Here is a 16,590-nt window from a genome sequence, read left to right on the forward strand (position 1 = left end):
ATTTAGTAATATCTTAATAAGTTAATTAATTTTGCCTGCAAATTTACGAAATAGTTGATAATCAGCCAAATAAAATCGGGAAAAATTTGGTAGTCTGGCAATTTTTTTGTATCTTTGCAATGGTAATAATACCACAAAACACATTTAATAAAAACACACAATTATGGCAACAAACGAAATTAAGTTGGGCATCAACTTGCGCCAGAACAAGAATGCCCGCAACTCGGGGTACGGTAAGTACTATCCCGAAATCGACACGCAGACCACTCTCTCGCTGCGAGGCTTTGCCAAGCACATGAGTGATCATGGTTCAATCTATTCGCTCGACATCATCGAGGGCGTGTTGAAGAAAATCACCCAGTGCCTGCCCGAACTCATCAGTCAGGGCGTGCCAGTACGCATGGAGCCCCTGGGCACATTCCTGCCCACCTGCGATGTTGAAAAGCCCATCCTGAACATCGCGGCCATGGAGAATGCCGATCCTAACGAGGTGGTAAAGGGTGTGCACATCCGATTCCTGCCCTACGGCGTGGAAGACGACAACATCACCTCGCGCCGTTTCAAGCAGGAGTTCTGTTCGCTCGAGTTCCGCAACATTGTGGATACGGTTAAGGTTACCGTGGATGGCAAGGAGAAGAAGGTTACCACGCTGAAGCCTATCGCCACGGCCATAGCCGAGTATAAGTCGGGGCACGAGGCCAGCGCGCCATCAACCGGCGGTGGTAGTCAGCCATCAACCGGCGGCGGTAACACCGGCGGCAATACCGGTGGCGGCAGCAGCCATGAGCCTATCGGTGATTAAAAAAAGAAGGCCGGGAGCTTATATAGCTCTCGGCCTTCGGAAATAAATACTTAAACAATTAGAAGAACAGGTAGCGGTTGTCTACCACACCAGCCTTCTGATACAATTCCTGCATGAAGATGCGAGCAGCCTGAGTGGCCTGCATCTGGAGCTGAGCCTCGGTCTGAGCAGCGTCGAACTTAGCGCCGGCGCGGTTGCTCTTCTTAACTACCTTGAACAGGTAAGCACCACCGTTACCCTTAACCACGTGCTTGCTGAACTCGCCAGCCTTAGCAGCTGCAACGGCACCAGCCAGAGCGGGCTCTGAAGCACCTGTGGCCTGTACGAATACAGGAGCCGAGAATGTAATCTGGTTAACTGAGTCGATGCGAGCACCCTTAGCCTTAGCAGCAGCCAGGTCGTTAACACCGGCCAGCTTAGCCTTGATCTGCTCGAACTTCTTATCGCGGATAACCTCGGCCTTAAGAACCTCCTTCAGGCTGCTCATGTCGCGGTAGCCTACAGGGTTGATCTTAGTGAGGGCTACAACCAGCAGGTGATCGTTGTTACCGCACTCGTACAGTGGGCTAACCTCGCCTGGCTTAGCGTCGAAGATCCACTTCATAGTCTCACGGGTAGAACGCAGGTTGGCTACGTTGTGCTCGTAGTTGAACAGATCCTGACGTGGAGTAACCTTGAAGCCGAACTTAGCAGCGTTCTTCTCCATATCCTCGATAGTCTTGTTCTCGCTTACAAACTGGCTGAACTTGTTGTAAGCCTCAGAGTATGTCTGCTTAGAGAAATCGATAGTGTGCTTGATAACAGCTGCATCGTACTTGTCAACCATAGCCTTGCGAGCGGTAACCTGCAGGATGATGTTGCCCTGAGTAAACTCGAGGTTCTTAACATCGTTTACAGCCAGGTTGTTGATAGCTGCGAGGTAGGTCTTCGACTCCTCGTCGATAGAGCTGCTGTTCTCGTACATAGCTGATGTGAGCCACTGCTTGGTGCCTGGCTGACCGTACTTCTGAGCCAGCTGCTCGAAATCAGCACCAGCCTTCAGAGCTGTGTAGATGCTGTCGGCAGTCTTCTTAGCGGCCTCTACGGTAGCACCGCCAACCTGAATCTGGCGATACTCGATAGAGTCAGGAGCCTGAGTCTTGGCAATCAGCTTAACAACGTTGAGAGTGTTATCGAAAGCGGTCTCGAATACAGCTGAAGTCTGACCTACAGCCATTGAATCGAGCTTAGCAGCGATGTCAGAAGGATAAGCGCGCTTGGTAGCAGCCATGCCAGTGTAGGCAAACTGCGACTGGGCCTTGCGAGCCACCTCGGCAGCGTTAGCACCGCTCTGCAGCTTCTGGGCTGCGTCGGTCATAGTCTTCATCAGCTCCTTGCGGTCGGCTGCTGAAGCTACTACCTGGAAATCAACATACTTAATATCGCGGCTCTCAACGTCCTGCTTAAACATCTCCTTCTCCTCGTCGTACTTAGCCTTCAGATCCTTGTCGTCAACCTTTACATCGTTGTCGTTGATTGAAGAGTAAGCGATAGAAGCCAGCTGGATGTCGCTCTCGGTGTTCTGACCCTCGAAAGCCATCTTAGCTGAGATGGGGTTAGAGAGCAAGCAGTTGCTGAGCAGAGCCTGGTACTTCTGAGCCAGGGTGTTGGTGCGCAGCTGCTTCTCGATGAACTGCCAGTACTTGTAGATGGTCTGGTAGCTCTCAGCCAGCTGAGGATTTGAGCCTGCCTTCTTGTAATCGTCCAGGAACTTGGTGAGCATGGTAACGTCGAAACGACCAGTCTGCTGGTTTACGAATGGGCTCTGCATCAACATGGGGTTTGTACCCTCCTTCATGATGTTCTGCAGCTCCTCGTCGGTAACTGTCAAACCAAGCTTCTCTGCCTCGTTGGCAATGATCTGCTCGTTAACGTACTGACTCCAAACCTGATCCTTAATCTGGTTCAGCTCCTCCTCAGAGAAGTTCTCGCGGTTCTGAGTAATCTTCAGAACGTCCTGATACTCATCAACCAGGGCCTGGAAGTCCTGAACATTGATTTTGTTTCCTAACACTTCGCCAATCTGCTGTCGCTGCTGGTTCTTGGTTGCTTCGCAAGAACGGAAAGCTTCCTCAGCAATGAAGGCGAAAAGGCCTAAGCCGATAATGCAAACGAGGGCTACGCCTCTTTTACGGATTTTTCCTAATGCTGCCATAATGTATTTAAATTTTTAATTATTATTCATAAAACGGGTGCAAAATTAATAAATTTGTTCGAAACGACCTAATTTTTTCGTATAAATTTTGGCTATTCGGTAATGTTTAATCGCACCAATTCGATTTTTGTTGCCGTATTCTTGATGATTTTAAACTCGTAGCGGCCCATTTTTACTACCTCGTTCAGTTTTGGGAACGACTGATACTCGTGCAGAATCAGGCCTCCAAGGGTCATGTATTCATCGCTTTCGGGCAGGTCGAGATCAAACATCTCGTTAATCTTGGCTATCTCCAGTCGGGCTGATAGCATGTATTCGTGGTCGCTCAGTTGTTTGGCCACGTGGTTAGTATTGTCGTGCTCGTCTTCAATCTCGCCTGTAATCTCCTCCATGATATCCTCGAGCGATACCAGTCCGCTGGTGCCGCCAAACTCATCTACCACCACGGCCAGCGAGCGTTTCTGCTGCATCAGCTGGGTCATCAGCTTCGATGCCAGCATGGTCTCGGGTACGAAAGAAATCTCACGTACCAATTGGCAATTTACAATGGACGATTGATATTTGTTTTTGTCCAGTCGGAACATGTCGCTGGAGTGTACATAACCGATGATATGGTCGATATCCTCGTGATACACCAGAATCTTTGAGTGGCCGCTCTCGATAAACACCTGTCGCAGCTGTTCGATGGTGTCGGTATCCTCTACCGCATCAATCTCGGTACGGGGCACCATACAGTCGCGAATCTTGGTCTCCGAGAAGTCGAGCGCATTCTGGAAAATCTTTACTTCTTCCTCGATTTCATCGTCGTTATCGGCGTTATCGATACTGGTCTGAACCAGGTAGTCGAGGTCTACTTTCGTAAACTCCTTTTCCTCGCCGGCACTCTTCATGCGGATGCCTATCAGGCGCAACAGTCCCTTCGACAGCAGCGTGGCAAAGCGCGATATGGGGTAAAGCACCACATAGCATATCCACGCAGGCACGGCAAACACCGTGAGCAATGTGTTAGGATTGTTCTTAAAGATAGATTTGGGCAGGAACTCGCCTGTAAACAGCACTACCAGTGTGGATAGCAGCGTATCGGCCGTAACCCTCACCCCGTCGCTTAGTGGCGCAAACAGTGTGGCGTCGAACAGCTGGGCAAACAGGATACCGTAGATTACCAGTGCGATGTTGTTGCCCACCAGCATGGTTGACACAAAGTTGTTTGGATGCTGGTAGAACACATGGATGATGCGCTGCGAAAAACGGTTTTTTTCGCGATCCATCTCGGCACGCAGGCGGTTGGACGAAATAAAGGCTATCTCCATACCCGAAAAGAAGGCCGAGAACAGCATCGAAACCAGTAGCCAGATAATCGTTGTAGTCATATCATCCGTTCTTTCTATGTTTCTGCAGCTGTGGGCGCAGCGATGGCTGTACCTGTGCGGTATCGGGCTGAGCGCCTGGTTTCTGCGTGGTGGTATCGTTCTGCTCGCCGGTCATATCCTCGCGCTGGAACGATCCCTTCGAGTTGCTGACGGTATAGTGCGTCATATGCTCGTCCGACAGGAAATAGGTGCCCTCCATGCTGCGTTCGGGGGTGGTAACCTTCGAGTATACGTTCGAGTACAGTTCGTGGCGCATACCGTCCCAAAACAGCTCCTCGCTCTCGAACAGCAGGCCGTTAATGTTACGTATGCGTACGCGACCGCGCAGATGCCACAGCTTCTTCTGATCGTAATACTTGGCTGAGTCGGCCTGGATATAGGCTTCTACGTGGAATTTCTCGTCGAACTGCTCGAAGAAAACACCCTTTTCGAACAGCCAGTACGAGGGATTCTTAACCACGTTCACATCCCAGCGCTCGGTTACAATCTTGTATTTGATCACGCCGCTGTCGCTAATCAGCGTATTAACGCCATACGACGTCATCACCGACACCGAATCGCGGTCGTGTATAGCAGCTGCCGTGTGCTCGTGCACCTCGGTACAACCGCCTAATATCATTGCTGCAAACGCGGCTACGGCTATTATTCTACCTTCCACTTTGCAAACCATCTCTCGTTGAATGTCAGACCGATGTTCAGGCGGAACATCGTTTCCTTAATCATATTATCAGCCGAACGGTTTACAACCTGTCCGCTGATATTCAGATACGAACGGCCATTGTAACCATTCATGATGGGGATACCGAAACCAATGCTGGCCGAGAGCTCTTTGGGGCCCTCTTTACCGTTAATATAATAATAAGGTGTGGCCATACCTACACCCGCACGATAGCGCACGCGCTGCAGGAACTTACGACCCATGGGGCGTGGTGTCCACTCGGCACCCAGGTTAAAGCGATAGCTGTCTTTCAGCAGGCCCGACTTCATGGTATAGGTCTTTGCCTGTGAGTCGAACGAAGGATAATCTACGCTACCCCACTTCTGCATGGTAAAGTCGGCACCCATACGGAACTGCTGTCCGTGGTTGTAAGCCAAACCAAAACCAAAGCTGGTAGGAATGCTCAGTGCATCGGCAAGCTTATAGGCAGTGGTATCGGCCTTGCTGATAGTAGAGTTGCTGTTGATGACCGAGCACTTGGCATCGGCCTTCAGTGAGTGGCCTGGTGTCCAGGTAGCACCCAGGGTGATGTTATCCAGCTTGCTCAGGGGCAGTTCCAGCTGCATACCAAAGTCGAGCTTGTAGCTGCTGATATCTGATGTGTACAGCATCTGCAGGGCGCTTACGTTGCTGGCACTGCTACTGCTGGTAATGCTGCGGTTGTAGTCGCCCCAAAGGTACGACAGGTTGGCACCGATGCTCAGGGGCTTGAACAGGCGGATACCGGTACCGATAAACAGCTGGTGCATACCGCCATCACCCTTGTTGGTGGTAGTCATCTTGGTGATGCTGGCATCGTTCAGATATTCGCTCTGTGAGTAGTTATAGCCGATGTTAGAGTAAGGCAGTACGCCGAAGGTAACACCCACGCCCTTAAAGGCACGGAACTGACCTACCACGTAGTCGAAACCGCCACTCTTACCATTCATTTTCTTGCCGTTTTCCTTATAGTTGGTAATCTGACCCGACAATCCGGCATCGAACAGCATGGTAAGTGAGTCGACAGCCGAATACGAAGCGGGGTTCATGGTGTTAACCTCGTTACCGCGACGCATGGCCAGGCCCACGCCGTTCATACCTTTATTAAAACCTACACTCTGATCAGTCAGATCACCTAAGCCGAACTGGCTATAGGGAGAATTAGTGTTGCTCTGGGCAAAAGCCGATGTCGTCATGGTTGCTAAGACGAAACTGGCGAGAATTTTATTCATATTTAATCTTTTAATTCAGTTGAAAATCTTTTCAGCGTGCAAAATTATCAAAAAAAAACGAAGAAATGGCTTTTTCTTCGAAAATATAAGTTATTTTTGCATCGTGAAACATTTAAAAATGAAAATTAAGAGCCTGCTAACCGCAGCTATCCTGCTGAGTGTCAGCTATATAACGCCAATTTATGCGCAATCGGCACCAAATGCCGAAAATGGCGCTTTTGTGGCCGTTGAGTCGAATATCGACCCGATGGACTCGGTTGAAGTGAGTTTACTGACCTGTTCGCCCCACGAAGAGATTTACAGTTTGTATGGTCATGCAGCCATCCGTTGGCATCAGGGCGACACCGATCTGGTGTTTAACTGGGGTATGTTCAGTTTCAGTAAGCCATACTTTGCCCTGCGCTTTGTGTTCGGACTAACCGATTACGAGCTGGCCGCCTACCCCTTTGAGCGTTTCTGGCCCTACTACCAGCAATGGGGCAGCAGCATTACCGAGCAGGTGCTGAACCTGACCAACGACGAGAAGCGTACCCTGCAGCGCCTGCTGGGCGAAAACCTGCAGGAAGAGAACCGCGTGTATCGCTATAATTTCTTCTACAACAACTGTTCAACCAAACCTAGAGATGTAATCGAGAAAAGTATTGAGGGACAGGTGGTTTACGAAGAGCGAAGTGACTATCAGCCAACCTTCCGCGAGATGGTGCGCGAGTGCAATCGCAACCACCTGTGGTCGAAGTTTGGAAACGATATGCTGCTGGGTGTAAAAGCCGACCTGGCTACCACCCGCGAGGAGCAGGAATTCCTGCCTATGAATCTGATGACCGACTTTGCGCATGCGCAGATATATAAGGATGGCGAATACCGCCCCTTGGTAAAGCAGCAGCGCCTGCTGGTAGCACCGGGCGTACAGGTGATCGAACAGGACTTTTTCCTCACACCCACCGAAATAGCCGTACTGCTGCTCATCATATCCGTATGTATTGCCCTCTACGAGTGGAAAAGTAGTCGCGTCGTGAAATGGTGGGATGTAGCGCTGATGACCGTTCAGGGACTTGTTGGTATCGTGCTTACGGTGATGATATTCTCGCAGCACCCCACTACATCGCTTAATCTGAACCTGCTGCTGTTCAATCCTCTGGCGCTGGTGTTTATACCCGCCGTTATCAAAGGCAAGCGCAACCTGTGGACCAAACTGCTGCTGGTAATGCTGATACTGTACGGACTGGGTGGCATACTGCAGAGCTATTCGGAGGGTATGTGGATTGTGGCACTATGTTTGCTGATACGTTGTAAGAAATGAAGAATAGATATCTATACGTCACGCTGCTTACGATGCTGGCACTCAGCTCGCAAGCGCAGCAACAGAAGGGAGCAAGCCCCCGGCTGGTGGTAAATATTACCATCGACCAGCTGCTTACCGACTATCCCGCTCTGTTCGACGATGGATTAATCTATGAGCAAGGTTTCTATCCCTACAGTCAAGTTGACCTGTCGTCTGCCATTTCGTCAGTCGTAACAGGCACATCGCCATTCTATCACACCATTACGGCCGATAGATGGCTCGACCGTCAGTCGTTGCAAACCGTAGCGGCTACCCCCGATGAAATCGCCGTTTCTACCCTGGCCGATGAGCTGAAGATAGCTACCAAGGGTGCCGGTAAGGTATGCGCCGTGGCTGCAAAAAAAGAGACAGCAGCGCTGCTTGCAGGGCATAACGTGGACCGCCTGGCATGGAACGATGACAAGCGTAGAAAACAGGATGCTACCAGTCTGACGGTTAAGGCTTTACAACTGGTTGTTGAAGAAAGGCTTGGGCAAGATTCTATCCCCGATCTGCTATTCCTGCAGTACGAGAAAGAAGATTACCAATCGGCCCTGCAAAAGCTGGCGGTTGAGATACAGCGCATGGTGGGCAAGCAGCACGCCCTGTTTGTGCTCACCTCTACCGGCTATCGCGATCTGAATACCGATGAATACGCCAAATATCACATCCCCACGGGTGTATATTATACCAACCGCACTGCCAACCTGCTGAACATGTACCTGGGTGCCCTGTGGGGCCAAGGCAAGTACGTTGAGGGCAGCTACCGTAACCAGCTGTACCTGAACCATCAGCTGTTGGAACAGAAGCGCATCGCCCTGTCCGACGCCACACAGAAGGCTAAGGAGTTCCTGCTGCAGATGGCAGGCGTAAAGCGTGTAAACATCCATCTGTACGAGGCCCACATGGGCGATCTGCAGGTAGAGTTGGCACCTGGCTGGCAGATGCAGAACGACGACACTCACGAGCAACTTAAAACCAAGCAGCCACTGGCCTGCTTCCCCATTATATTCTATGGTGCTGATATACCCGCACAGAAGGTGCAGGCACCCGTTAGCATAGAGCGTATTGCCCCCACAATTTCGAAGGCAATCCGCATTCGTGCCCCCAATGCATGTATGGCTACACCTCTTTTTTAATAAAAAGGCTTGGTGGTTAAAAATTTTTTTTGTAATTTTGCCGCCGTTTTATAACGACATACATCAACAATAAGTAAAAAATAAAAATTAAATATGAATTTCAACAAGTTATTGAAGTCGCTGTTTGGTGACAAATCCAGCCGCGACATGAAGCTTATCCAGCCACTCGTTGAGCAGGTAAAGGCTGTTTACCCCGAGGTACAGAAGCTGGATAACGACGCACTGCGCCAGCGCACTAAGACACTGCAGCTGCAAGTACAGAACTCTGCCCAGGAGCAGAAAGCCCGTATCGAAGAACTGAAGGCTACAATCGAAAACACCCCTATCGATGAGCGTGCCGATATCTTCGCTCAGATCGATAAGATCGAGAAGGAAGTATTGGAGATTTACGAGCAGGCCCTGAACGAGGTAATGCCCGAGGTATTCGCTATCGTAAAGGAAACCGCACGCCGCTTTGCCGAGAACGAGGAGGTGGTTGTTACAGCTACCGATTTCGACCGCGAGCTGGCTGGCGATCCTAAGAAGGACTTTATTACCATCGATGGCGACAAGGCTATCTACCACAACCACTGGACTGCTGGTGGTAACGACCTGAAGTGGGAAATGGTACACTACGACGTACAGTTGTTTGGTGGTGTTGTACTGCATCAGGGAAAGATTGCCGAGATGGCTACTGGTGAGGGTAAGACCCTGGTGGCTACCCTGCCTGTATTCCTGAACGCACTCACCGGTAACGGTGTACACGTAGTAACCGTGAACGACTATCTGGCTAAGCGTGACTCAGAGTGGATGGGTCCTCTCTATATGTTCCATGGCTTGAGCGTGGATTGTATCGATAAGCATCAGCCTAACTCTGAGGCCCGTCGTAAGGCTTATCAGGCTGATATCACCTTCGGTACCAACAACGAGTTCGGTTTCGACTATCTGCGTGATAACATGGCCGTATCGCCTGCCGATCTGGTACAGCGCGCACATAACTACGCCATCGTCGATGAGGTCGACTCAGTATTGATCGACGATGCCCGTACACCTCTGATTATCTCTGGTCCTATCCCCAAGGGCGACGATCAGATGTTCGAGGAATATCAGCCACTGGTTGAGAAGCTGGTAGGTGTTCAGCGCCAGTTGGCCACCCAGTATCTGGCCGACGCCAAGACCCTGATTACCGAGGGTAACAAGCTGATGGAGGCTGGTAACAAGAAAGAGGCACAGGAGAAGCTGGATGCCGGTTTCCTGTCGCTCTACCGTTCGCACAAGGCCATGCCTAAGAACAAGCCGCTGATTAAGTTCCTCTCGGAGGAAGGTATCAAGGCTGGTATGCAGAATACCGAGAATATCTACATGGAGAACAATAACCGCCGCATGCCTGAGTGTGTTGAGCCTCTGTACTTCGTAGTAGATGAGAAGATGAATAGCTGCGACCTGACCGATAAGGGTACTGCCTGGCTGGCTAAGCAGGTAAACGATAACGAGCTGTTTGTGCTGCCCGATATCACTACCGAGCTGTCGGCTCTCGAGGCTGAGACCGGACTTACCGATCAGGAGCGTCTGGATAAGAAAGATGAGCTGATGAGCCACTACGCTGTACAGAGTGAGCGTGTGCACACCCTGCAGCAGCTGCTGAAGGCTTACTGCATGTTTAATAAGGACGACGAGTATGTGGTTATCGACGGCGAGGTGAAGATCGTTGACGAGCAGACTGGTCGTATCATGGAGGGTCGTCGCTGGAGCGACGGACTGCACCAGGCTGTTGAGGCCAAGGAGCACGTAAAGGTAGAGGCTGCCACACAGACTTTCGCTACCATCACCCTGCAGAACTACTTCCGTATGTATCACAAGCTCTCAGGTATGACCGGTACCGCTTCTACCGAGGCTGGTGAGTTCTGGGATATCTACAAGCTGGATGTGGTTGAGATTCCTACCAACCGCCCAGTAATCCGTAACGACCAGGACGACCGCGTTTACAAGACCGCTCGCGAGAAGTACAAGGCTGTAATCGAGGAAGTAGTAAAGATGAGAAATCAGGGCCGTCCAACACTGATTGGTACCACATCGGTGGAGATTTCAGAGTTGCTGAGCCGTATGCTTGATATGTATGTGAACCCTGAGACCGGTAAGCGCGAGGGTATCCCCCATCAGGTGCTGAATGCTAAGCTGCACCAGAAGGAGGCCGACATCGTAGCATTGGCCGGACAGAGCACTAACGGTAAGGGTGCCGTTACCATTGCCACCAACATGGCCGGTCGTGGTACCGATATTAAGCTTTCGCCTGAGGTAAAGGCAGCCGGTGGTCTGGCTATCATCGGTACCGAGCGCCACGAGAGCCGTCGTGTTGACCGTCAGCTGCGTGGTCGTGCCGGACGTCAGGGCGACCCAGGTTCATCTGTATTCTATGTATCACTCGAGGATAAGCTGATGCGACTGTTCGCCTCTGAGCGTATCGCATCGGTCATGGACCGTCTGGGATTCAAGGATGGCGAGATGATCGAGAGTCCGATGATCTCTAAGAGCATCGAGCGCGCCCAGAAGAAGGTTGAGGAGAACAACTTCGGTATCCGTAAGCGTCTGATCGAGTACGATGACGTGATGAACAAGCAGCGTACCGTGATCTACGAGAAGCGTCGCCACGCCCTGATGGGTGAGCGTATCGGTATGGATATCGCCAACATCATCTGGGACCGCGTAGTAAATATCATCGAGAACTCTACCGATTACCAGAGCTGTAAGGAGGAATTCCTGCACATCCTCTCGATGGAGGTGCCCTTCAGCAGCGACGAGTATCTGAACCAGCCACGCGAGGTACTTACCGAGAATGCCTTCCAGGCTGCCATCGGTAACTTCAACCGCAAAACCGAGCGTATCCAGACTGTTGCCCAGCCTATCATCAAGCAGGTGTACGAGGCTCAGGGACAGATCTACGAGCGTATCATGGTGCCCATCACCGACGGTCGTAAGATGTACAACATCCCTTGCAACCTGAAGGAGGCTTACGAGAGCGACTGCAAGAGCATTGTGAAGGAGTTTGAGAAGAGCATCCTGCTGCATATCATCGACGATAGCTGGAAGGAGAACCTGCGCCAGCTGGATGAGCTGAAGCACTCTGTACAGAATGCCAGCTACGAGCAGAAGGATCCACTGCTGATCTTCAAGCTTGAGAGTGCCAAGGTCTGGGACGAGATGATTAACGATATGTACAACCGTATCTGCTCGATCCTTACACGCAGCGGTATCCCCGAGATGCAGCAGCAGGAAGTACAGGAGGCAGCCCCCGAGCAGCCCGCCCAGCGCCAGCAGTACGTAGAGACCAAGCAGGAAGTTGAGCAGTTGGTTGACCGCAACCAGCAGGCCGCTGCACAGCACGACACACGTGCCCAGCAGAGCCACGAGCCCATCGTAAAGGATAAGCTGCCCGGACGCAACGATCCATGTCCCTGTGGTTCAGGTAAGAAATTCAAGAATTGTCACGGTAAAGGAATAGTATAATACGATTATGATTACAATCAACCATTTGAAGAAGGCGTTTGGCAACACAGTTGCCTGCGACATTGAAAAGTTCAAAATCAACGACCGCGAGATTCTCGGCCTCGTAGGTAACAATGGTGCAGGTAAGACCACGCTCTTCCGCATGCTGTTAGACCTGCTGAAACCCGATGAGGGTGATGTAGCACTCTTCGGCATCAACCCCGCCCAGAGCGAGGAATGGAAGGCCGTTACAGGCTCGTACATCGACGAGGGCTTCCTTATCGATTTCCTCACACCCGAGGAGTACTTCGCATTTATCGGTAAGATTACTGATAAAACGCAGGAAGAGGTTGACGAGCGACTGAAGGACTTCGAGAAGTTCGCTGCCGGTGAGATTTTCGGACAGAAAAAACTGATTCGTAACCTCTCGGCTGGTAACAAACAGAAGGTAGGTATCATCTCTGCCCTGTTTAACAACCCCAAACTGGTGATTCTCGACGAGCCATTCAACTTCCTCGATCCATCGAGCCAGAACACGCTCAAGCATGTGCTTACCGAGTACAACAGGCGTACTGGCGCTACTATTCTGGTTTCGAGTCATAACCTGGCACACACCATCGACATCTCTACACGCATTGCGCTGCTGGAGAAGGGGCACATCGTTCGCGATCTGGCCAATGCCGACGGAAGTGCACGTGCCGAACTCGAAAATTACTTTGAGACAGAATAACCTATCATCATTTTTAGGTATTTTATAAAAACTTGCGACCTTTGCAATCGGGTTGCAAGTTTTTTTTCGTACCTTTGCACTCAAAATAAATAAGTTATGAAACTGTCGGAACTGAAAACAGGCGAAAAAGGTATAATAGTTAAGGTGCTGGGACACGGCGGATTCCGTAAGCGCATCATCGAAATGGGTTTTATTCGTGGTCAGGAGGTTGAGGTATTGCTTAACGCCCCGCTACAGGATCCCGTGAAGTACAAGCTGATGGGTTACGAGGTGAGTCTGCGTCACCAGGAGGCTGATAACATCGAGGTGGTGTCGGCCGATACCCCATTCGAGGCTACTACCTTTAATCTGGCTACCGACAGTAATCGCCATGAGGATGATTATATCCGTCATGAGGCTATGAAGGAGCGCCGTACCATCAACGTAGCGCTGGTGGGTAATCCTAACTGTGGTAAGACCTCGCTGTTCAACTATGCATCGGGTGCCCACGGCCATGTGGGTAACTATAGCGGTGTAACAGTGGATGCCACCGAGGCACATGCATCGATGTTCGGTTACGAGTTTAACCTCACCGACCTGCCTGGCACTTACTCGCTGTCGTGCTACTCGCCCGAGGAACTCTATGTACGCGAGCATCTGACCGAGAAAATGCCTGATGTGGTGATTAACGTCATCGACTCGTCGAACCTGGAGCGTAACCTGTATCTTACCACCCAGCTGGTGGACATGAACATACGCATGGTGTGCGCGCTGAATATGTACGACGAGTTTGAACGCCGTGGCGACCAGATTAACCTCGACACGCTGAGTACGCTGTTTGGTATGCCAATGATTCCTACATCGTTTAAGAGCGGACAGGGCGTAAAAGATCTGTTCCGTGCCGTCATCCAGGTGTACGAGGGTACCAGTAAGTTCTCGCGACACCTGCACATCAACTACGGTCATGAGATCGAGGACGGTATCTCGCATATCCAGAAGTACCTGAAGGCCGACGAACATATCACCCAGCACTACTCTACCCGATACCTCTCACTGAAGCTCCTGGAGCACGATAGTCAGGTGTTGGAGTATCTGGGCAACCACATGGCTGGTGAGCAGCGTATACAGGATTTCCGTAACCTGACAACCGAGCGCGATAAGGCATCGGCCCGTGTAAAGGAAGAGACAGGCAGCGACAGCGAGACAGCGATTATGGACGCCAAGTACGGTTTTATTAACGGTGCACTGAAAGAGGCTGGCTATAAGACAGGACATAAGAAAGATACCTATAAAGCTACACATAGAATTGATGGGCTGCTGTCGCATAAGTATCTGGGATTCCCCATCTTCTTCTTCCTGCTTTATATCATGTTCCAGACTACCTTTACACTCGGTCAGTACCCCATGGACTGGATTGAGGAAGGCGTACAGTGGTTAGGCGAAAAGATTAGCGAAGGCATGACCGACGGACCACTGAAGGCCATGCTGGTAGATGGTGTTATCGGTGGTGTGGGTTCGGTTATCGTGTTCCTGCCACAGATTCTGATACTCTACTTCTTCATCTCGTTGATGGAGGATTCGGGCTATATGGCGCGTGCTGCCTTTATCATGGATAAGCTGATGCACAAGATGGGACTGCACGGCAAATCGTTTATCCCCCTTATTATGGGCTTTGGCTGTAACGTACCTGCCGTGATGGCTACACGTACCATCGAGAGTCGCCGCTCGCGTATCATCACCATGATGATTCTGCCGTTTATGAGCTGTTCGGCCCGTCTGCCTATCTATATCATGATAGCCGGAACGTTCTTCTCGTTGCAGTACCGCTCATGGGTTTTGCTGTCGCTCTATGCCATCGGTATCGTTGTGTCGGTAGTTGTCAGCAAAATCTTCTCATCGCTTGTTATCAAGGGCGAGGACACACCATTTGTGATGGAGCTGCCACCTTATCGCTGGCCAACACCAAAGGCCATCTGGCGCCATACCTGGGAGAAAGGTAAGGAATACCTGAAGAAGATGGGAGGCATTATCCTGGTGGCCAGCATCATTGTATGGGCATTGGGCTACTTCCCACATAACGAGGACCTGCCACGCGAACAGCAGCAGGAGCAGAGCTATATCGGACGCATGGGTAAGACCATCGAGCCCATCTTCACCCCACAGGGCTTTAACTGGAAACTGGACGTATCGCTGTTGGCTGGCGTTGGTGCCAAGGAGATTGTGGCTTCTACCATCGGCGTACTGTATAGTGGCGACGACAGCTTTGGCGACGACGACAGCTTTAGCGACGACACCGAGAAGTACACCCGTCTGCGCCAGATGATGCTGAACGAGGGTATCACCCCACTGGCAGGCTATGCCTACCTGATATTTATTCTGCTGTACTTCCCCTGTATAGCTACCATTGCCGCCATCAAGCACGAAACAGGCTCGTGGCGCTGGGCCAGCTTTGCAGCCGTTTACACCACTGTGGTGGCCTGGATAGCCAGTATGCTGGTGTTCCAGATTGGCAGTTTGCTGATATAAGTAGAATAAATTTGGTACTTTCGATATTTCTTTGTATCTTTGTCGCCGTTAAAACAATTTTACTAACGATGATGAAAAGATTACAATGGTTATTGGCAGCACTCTTGCTGGGCACGCCAAGCATCGGCTATGCCCAGAAAGGAAATCTGCAGAAAGGTGACTATGGATTCCTGTATTGTCACATGAACGATCATGGGCGCGCATGGACAGCATATGCCTTGAGTCGCGATGGTTTTCATTATAAGGACCTGCTGAACGGCGACTCTATCTTCAGCGATGCTGAGCATGCCCGTATCGAAGGCGCCACACGCGATGCTTACATCTGTCGTAAGCACGATGGTAAAGGTTATCTGATGGTGTGCACCGATATGAACGTAGGTGCCCGCGACCGCTTGGGTAAGGTAGAGACTTGGGATAACTACGGTATCGACCTGTTGCGTAGCGACGACCTGATTCACTGGAAGTCGGTTACGTTCGACTATCGTAAGGGTACACAGATATTCTCGGATCCCAACGCTCCCAGCGTATATAAGGACTGGAGTACCATCAACCGCGTATGGGCACCACAGATAGTATGGGACGAGGATTATGTATGGCCTAACGGTAAGAAGGGCGGCTATATGGTTTACTACTCGATGCGTAACCGTGGCGAGGACCATTACGACCGCATGTACTACTCGTATGCCGACGAGACCTTTACTACTCTTACCCAGCCTAAGCTGCTGTTCGATTGGGGCTATGCCACCATCGATGCCGATATCAACTGGGTTGAGGCCGACCAGAAGTGGCACATGATGATTAAGAAAGAAGGTGGTAAGGCCGGTTTGTTTACCGCTACAGCACCTAAGCTTACAGGCCCCTGGAGCGAGCCGGTAGAGGACGATTACGTGAACTTTGAGGGCAACAAGGCTTGTGAGGGTGTGAGCGCCTTCCAGCTGCCAGGACAGAAGACTTGGGTGATTGCCTACATCGAGTACTCGTCGAACCCACGTAACTACCGTCTGTGCCTGGCCGACGAGTACATGCGCAACTTCCACTCACCCCGTAATATCGAGGGTGTGAAAGCGCCACAGCACGGATCGTTTATGCGCCTGACTAAGAAGGAGTACAAACGACTGGAGAAACTGTTGAAGTAATC

11 protein-coding genes are annotated in these 16,590 nt (G+C 50.9%); 7 read left to right on the forward strand and 4 right to left on the reverse strand.

The window, feature by feature from the left end; genetic code table 11:
* Positions 1–163 precede the first annotated feature (163 nt).
* Positions 164–802, forward strand: coding sequence for an HU family DNA-binding protein (locus tag T499_RS0109895; RefSeq protein ID WP_013063318.1), 639 nt, complete (start codon positions 164–166; stop codon positions 800–802).
* A gap of 58 nt (positions 803–860) precedes the next feature.
* On the opposite strand, the gene T499_RS0109900 is transcribed toward T499_RS0109895, so the two are convergent.
* From T499_RS0109900 to T499_RS0109915, 4 genes are all read right to left on the reverse strand, one after another.
* Positions 861–2,996: a peptidylprolyl isomerase gene (locus tag T499_RS0109900; RefSeq protein WP_033150854.1), complete on the reverse strand. Its 2,136-nt coding sequence runs from the start codon at positions 2,994–2,996 to the stop codon at positions 861–863.
* Between the two features lie 92 nt (positions 2,997–3,088).
* The gene (locus T499_RS0109905; protein WP_033150855.1) at positions 3,089–4,366 is read right to left on the reverse strand and encodes a hemolysin family protein; all 1,278 of its coding nucleotides are present in this window, start codon (positions 4,364–4,366) and stop codon (positions 3,089–3,091) included.
* 1 nt (position 4,367) lies between these two features.
* Complete coding sequence (gene lptC / locus T499_RS0109910; RefSeq protein ID WP_013065676.1) at positions 4,368–4,985, reverse strand: LPS export ABC transporter periplasmic protein LptC; 618 nt, start codon at positions 4,983–4,985, stop codon at positions 4,368–4,370.
* Positions 4,986–5,008: 23 nt separating this feature from the next.
* Positions 5,009–6,295 (reverse strand): hypothetical protein, encoded by a 1,287-nt coding sequence (locus T499_RS0109915; protein WP_033150856.1) that lies wholly within the window; start codon positions 6,293–6,295, stop codon positions 5,009–5,011.
* Positions 6,296–6,413: 118 nt separating this feature from the next.
* On the opposite strand from T499_RS0109915, the gene T499_RS0109920 reads away from it, so the two are divergent.
* The 6 genes from T499_RS0109920 (at position 6,414) to T499_RS0109945 (ending at position 16,588) form a co-directional block, all read left to right on the forward strand.
* Positions 6,414–7,595 carry an Lnb N-terminal periplasmic domain-containing protein gene (locus tag T499_RS0109920; RefSeq protein ID WP_198021284.1) on the forward strand — a complete coding sequence of 394 codons (1,182 nt, stop codon included), beginning with the start codon at positions 6,414–6,416 and terminating at the stop codon, positions 7,593–7,595.
* Complete coding sequence (locus tag T499_RS0109925; RefSeq protein ID WP_033150857.1) at positions 7,592–8,755, forward strand: alkaline phosphatase family protein; 1,164 nt, start codon at positions 7,592–7,594, stop codon at positions 8,753–8,755. Before T499_RS0109920 ends, T499_RS0109925 begins: the two co-directional genes overlap by 4 nt.
* A 93-nt stretch (positions 8,756–8,848) precedes the next feature.
* Positions 8,849–12,238: a preprotein translocase subunit SecA gene (gene secA, locus T499_RS0109930; RefSeq protein ID WP_013064519.1), complete on the forward strand. Its 3,390-nt coding sequence runs from the start codon at positions 8,849–8,851 to the stop codon at positions 12,236–12,238.
* Positions 12,239–12,245: 7 nt separating this feature from the next.
* Positions 12,246–12,947: an ABC transporter ATP-binding protein gene (locus T499_RS0109935; protein WP_033150858.1), complete on the forward strand. Its 702-nt coding sequence runs from the start codon at positions 12,246–12,248 to the stop codon at positions 12,945–12,947.
* A gap of 96 nt (positions 12,948–13,043) precedes the next feature.
* On the forward strand, positions 13,044–15,452 hold the full coding sequence (gene feoB / locus T499_RS0109940) for a ferrous iron transport protein B (protein WP_033150859.1): 2,409 nt from the start codon (positions 13,044–13,046) through the stop codon (positions 15,450–15,452).
* Positions 15,453–15,520: 68 nt separating this feature from the next.
* On the forward strand, positions 15,521–16,588 hold the full coding sequence (locus tag T499_RS0109945) for a glycoside hydrolase family 43 protein (RefSeq protein WP_369793392.1): 1,068 nt from the start codon (positions 15,521–15,523) through the stop codon (positions 16,586–16,588).
* Positions 16,589–16,590 lie beyond the last annotated feature (2 nt).

The organism is Prevotella sp. RM4, from assembly GCF_000701965.1.
In the GTDB taxonomy this organism is placed as follows: Bacteria; Bacteroidota; Bacteroidia; order Bacteroidales; family Bacteroidaceae; genus Prevotella; species Prevotella ruminicola.

Coding starts and splice junctions, on each gene's coding strand:
- T499_RS0109895 (WP_013063318.1), top strand. CDS start 164: ATGGCAACAAACGAAATTAAGTTGGGCATCAACTTGCGCCAGAACAAG.
- T499_RS0109900 (WP_033150854.1), bottom strand. CDS start 2,996: ATGGCAGCATTAGGAAAAATCCGTAAAAGAGGCGTAGCCCTCGTTTGC.
- T499_RS0109905 (WP_033150855.1), bottom strand. CDS start 4,366: ATGACTACAACGATTATCTGGCTACTGGTTTCGATGCTGTTCTCGGCC.
- lptC (WP_013065676.1), bottom strand. CDS start 4,985: ATGATATTAGGCGGTTGTACCGAGGTGCACGAGCACACGGCAGCTGCT.
- T499_RS0109915 (WP_033150856.1), bottom strand. CDS start 6,295: ATGAATAAAATTCTCGCCAGTTTCGTCTTAGCAACCATGACGACATCG.
- T499_RS0109920 (WP_198021284.1), top strand. CDS start 6,414: ATGAAAATTAAGAGCCTGCTAACCGCAGCTATCCTGCTGAGTGTCAGC.
- T499_RS0109925 (WP_033150857.1), top strand. CDS start 7,592: ATGAAGAATAGATATCTATACGTCACGCTGCTTACGATGCTGGCACTC.
- secA (WP_013064519.1), top strand. CDS start 8,849: ATGAATTTCAACAAGTTATTGAAGTCGCTGTTTGGTGACAAATCCAGC.
- T499_RS0109935 (WP_033150858.1), top strand. CDS start 12,246: ATGATTACAATCAACCATTTGAAGAAGGCGTTTGGCAACACAGTTGCC.
- feoB (WP_033150859.1), top strand. CDS start 13,044: ATGAAACTGTCGGAACTGAAAACAGGCGAAAAAGGTATAATAGTTAAG.
- T499_RS0109945 (WP_369793392.1), top strand. CDS start 15,521: ATGATGAAAAGATTACAATGGTTATTGGCAGCACTCTTGCTGGGCACG.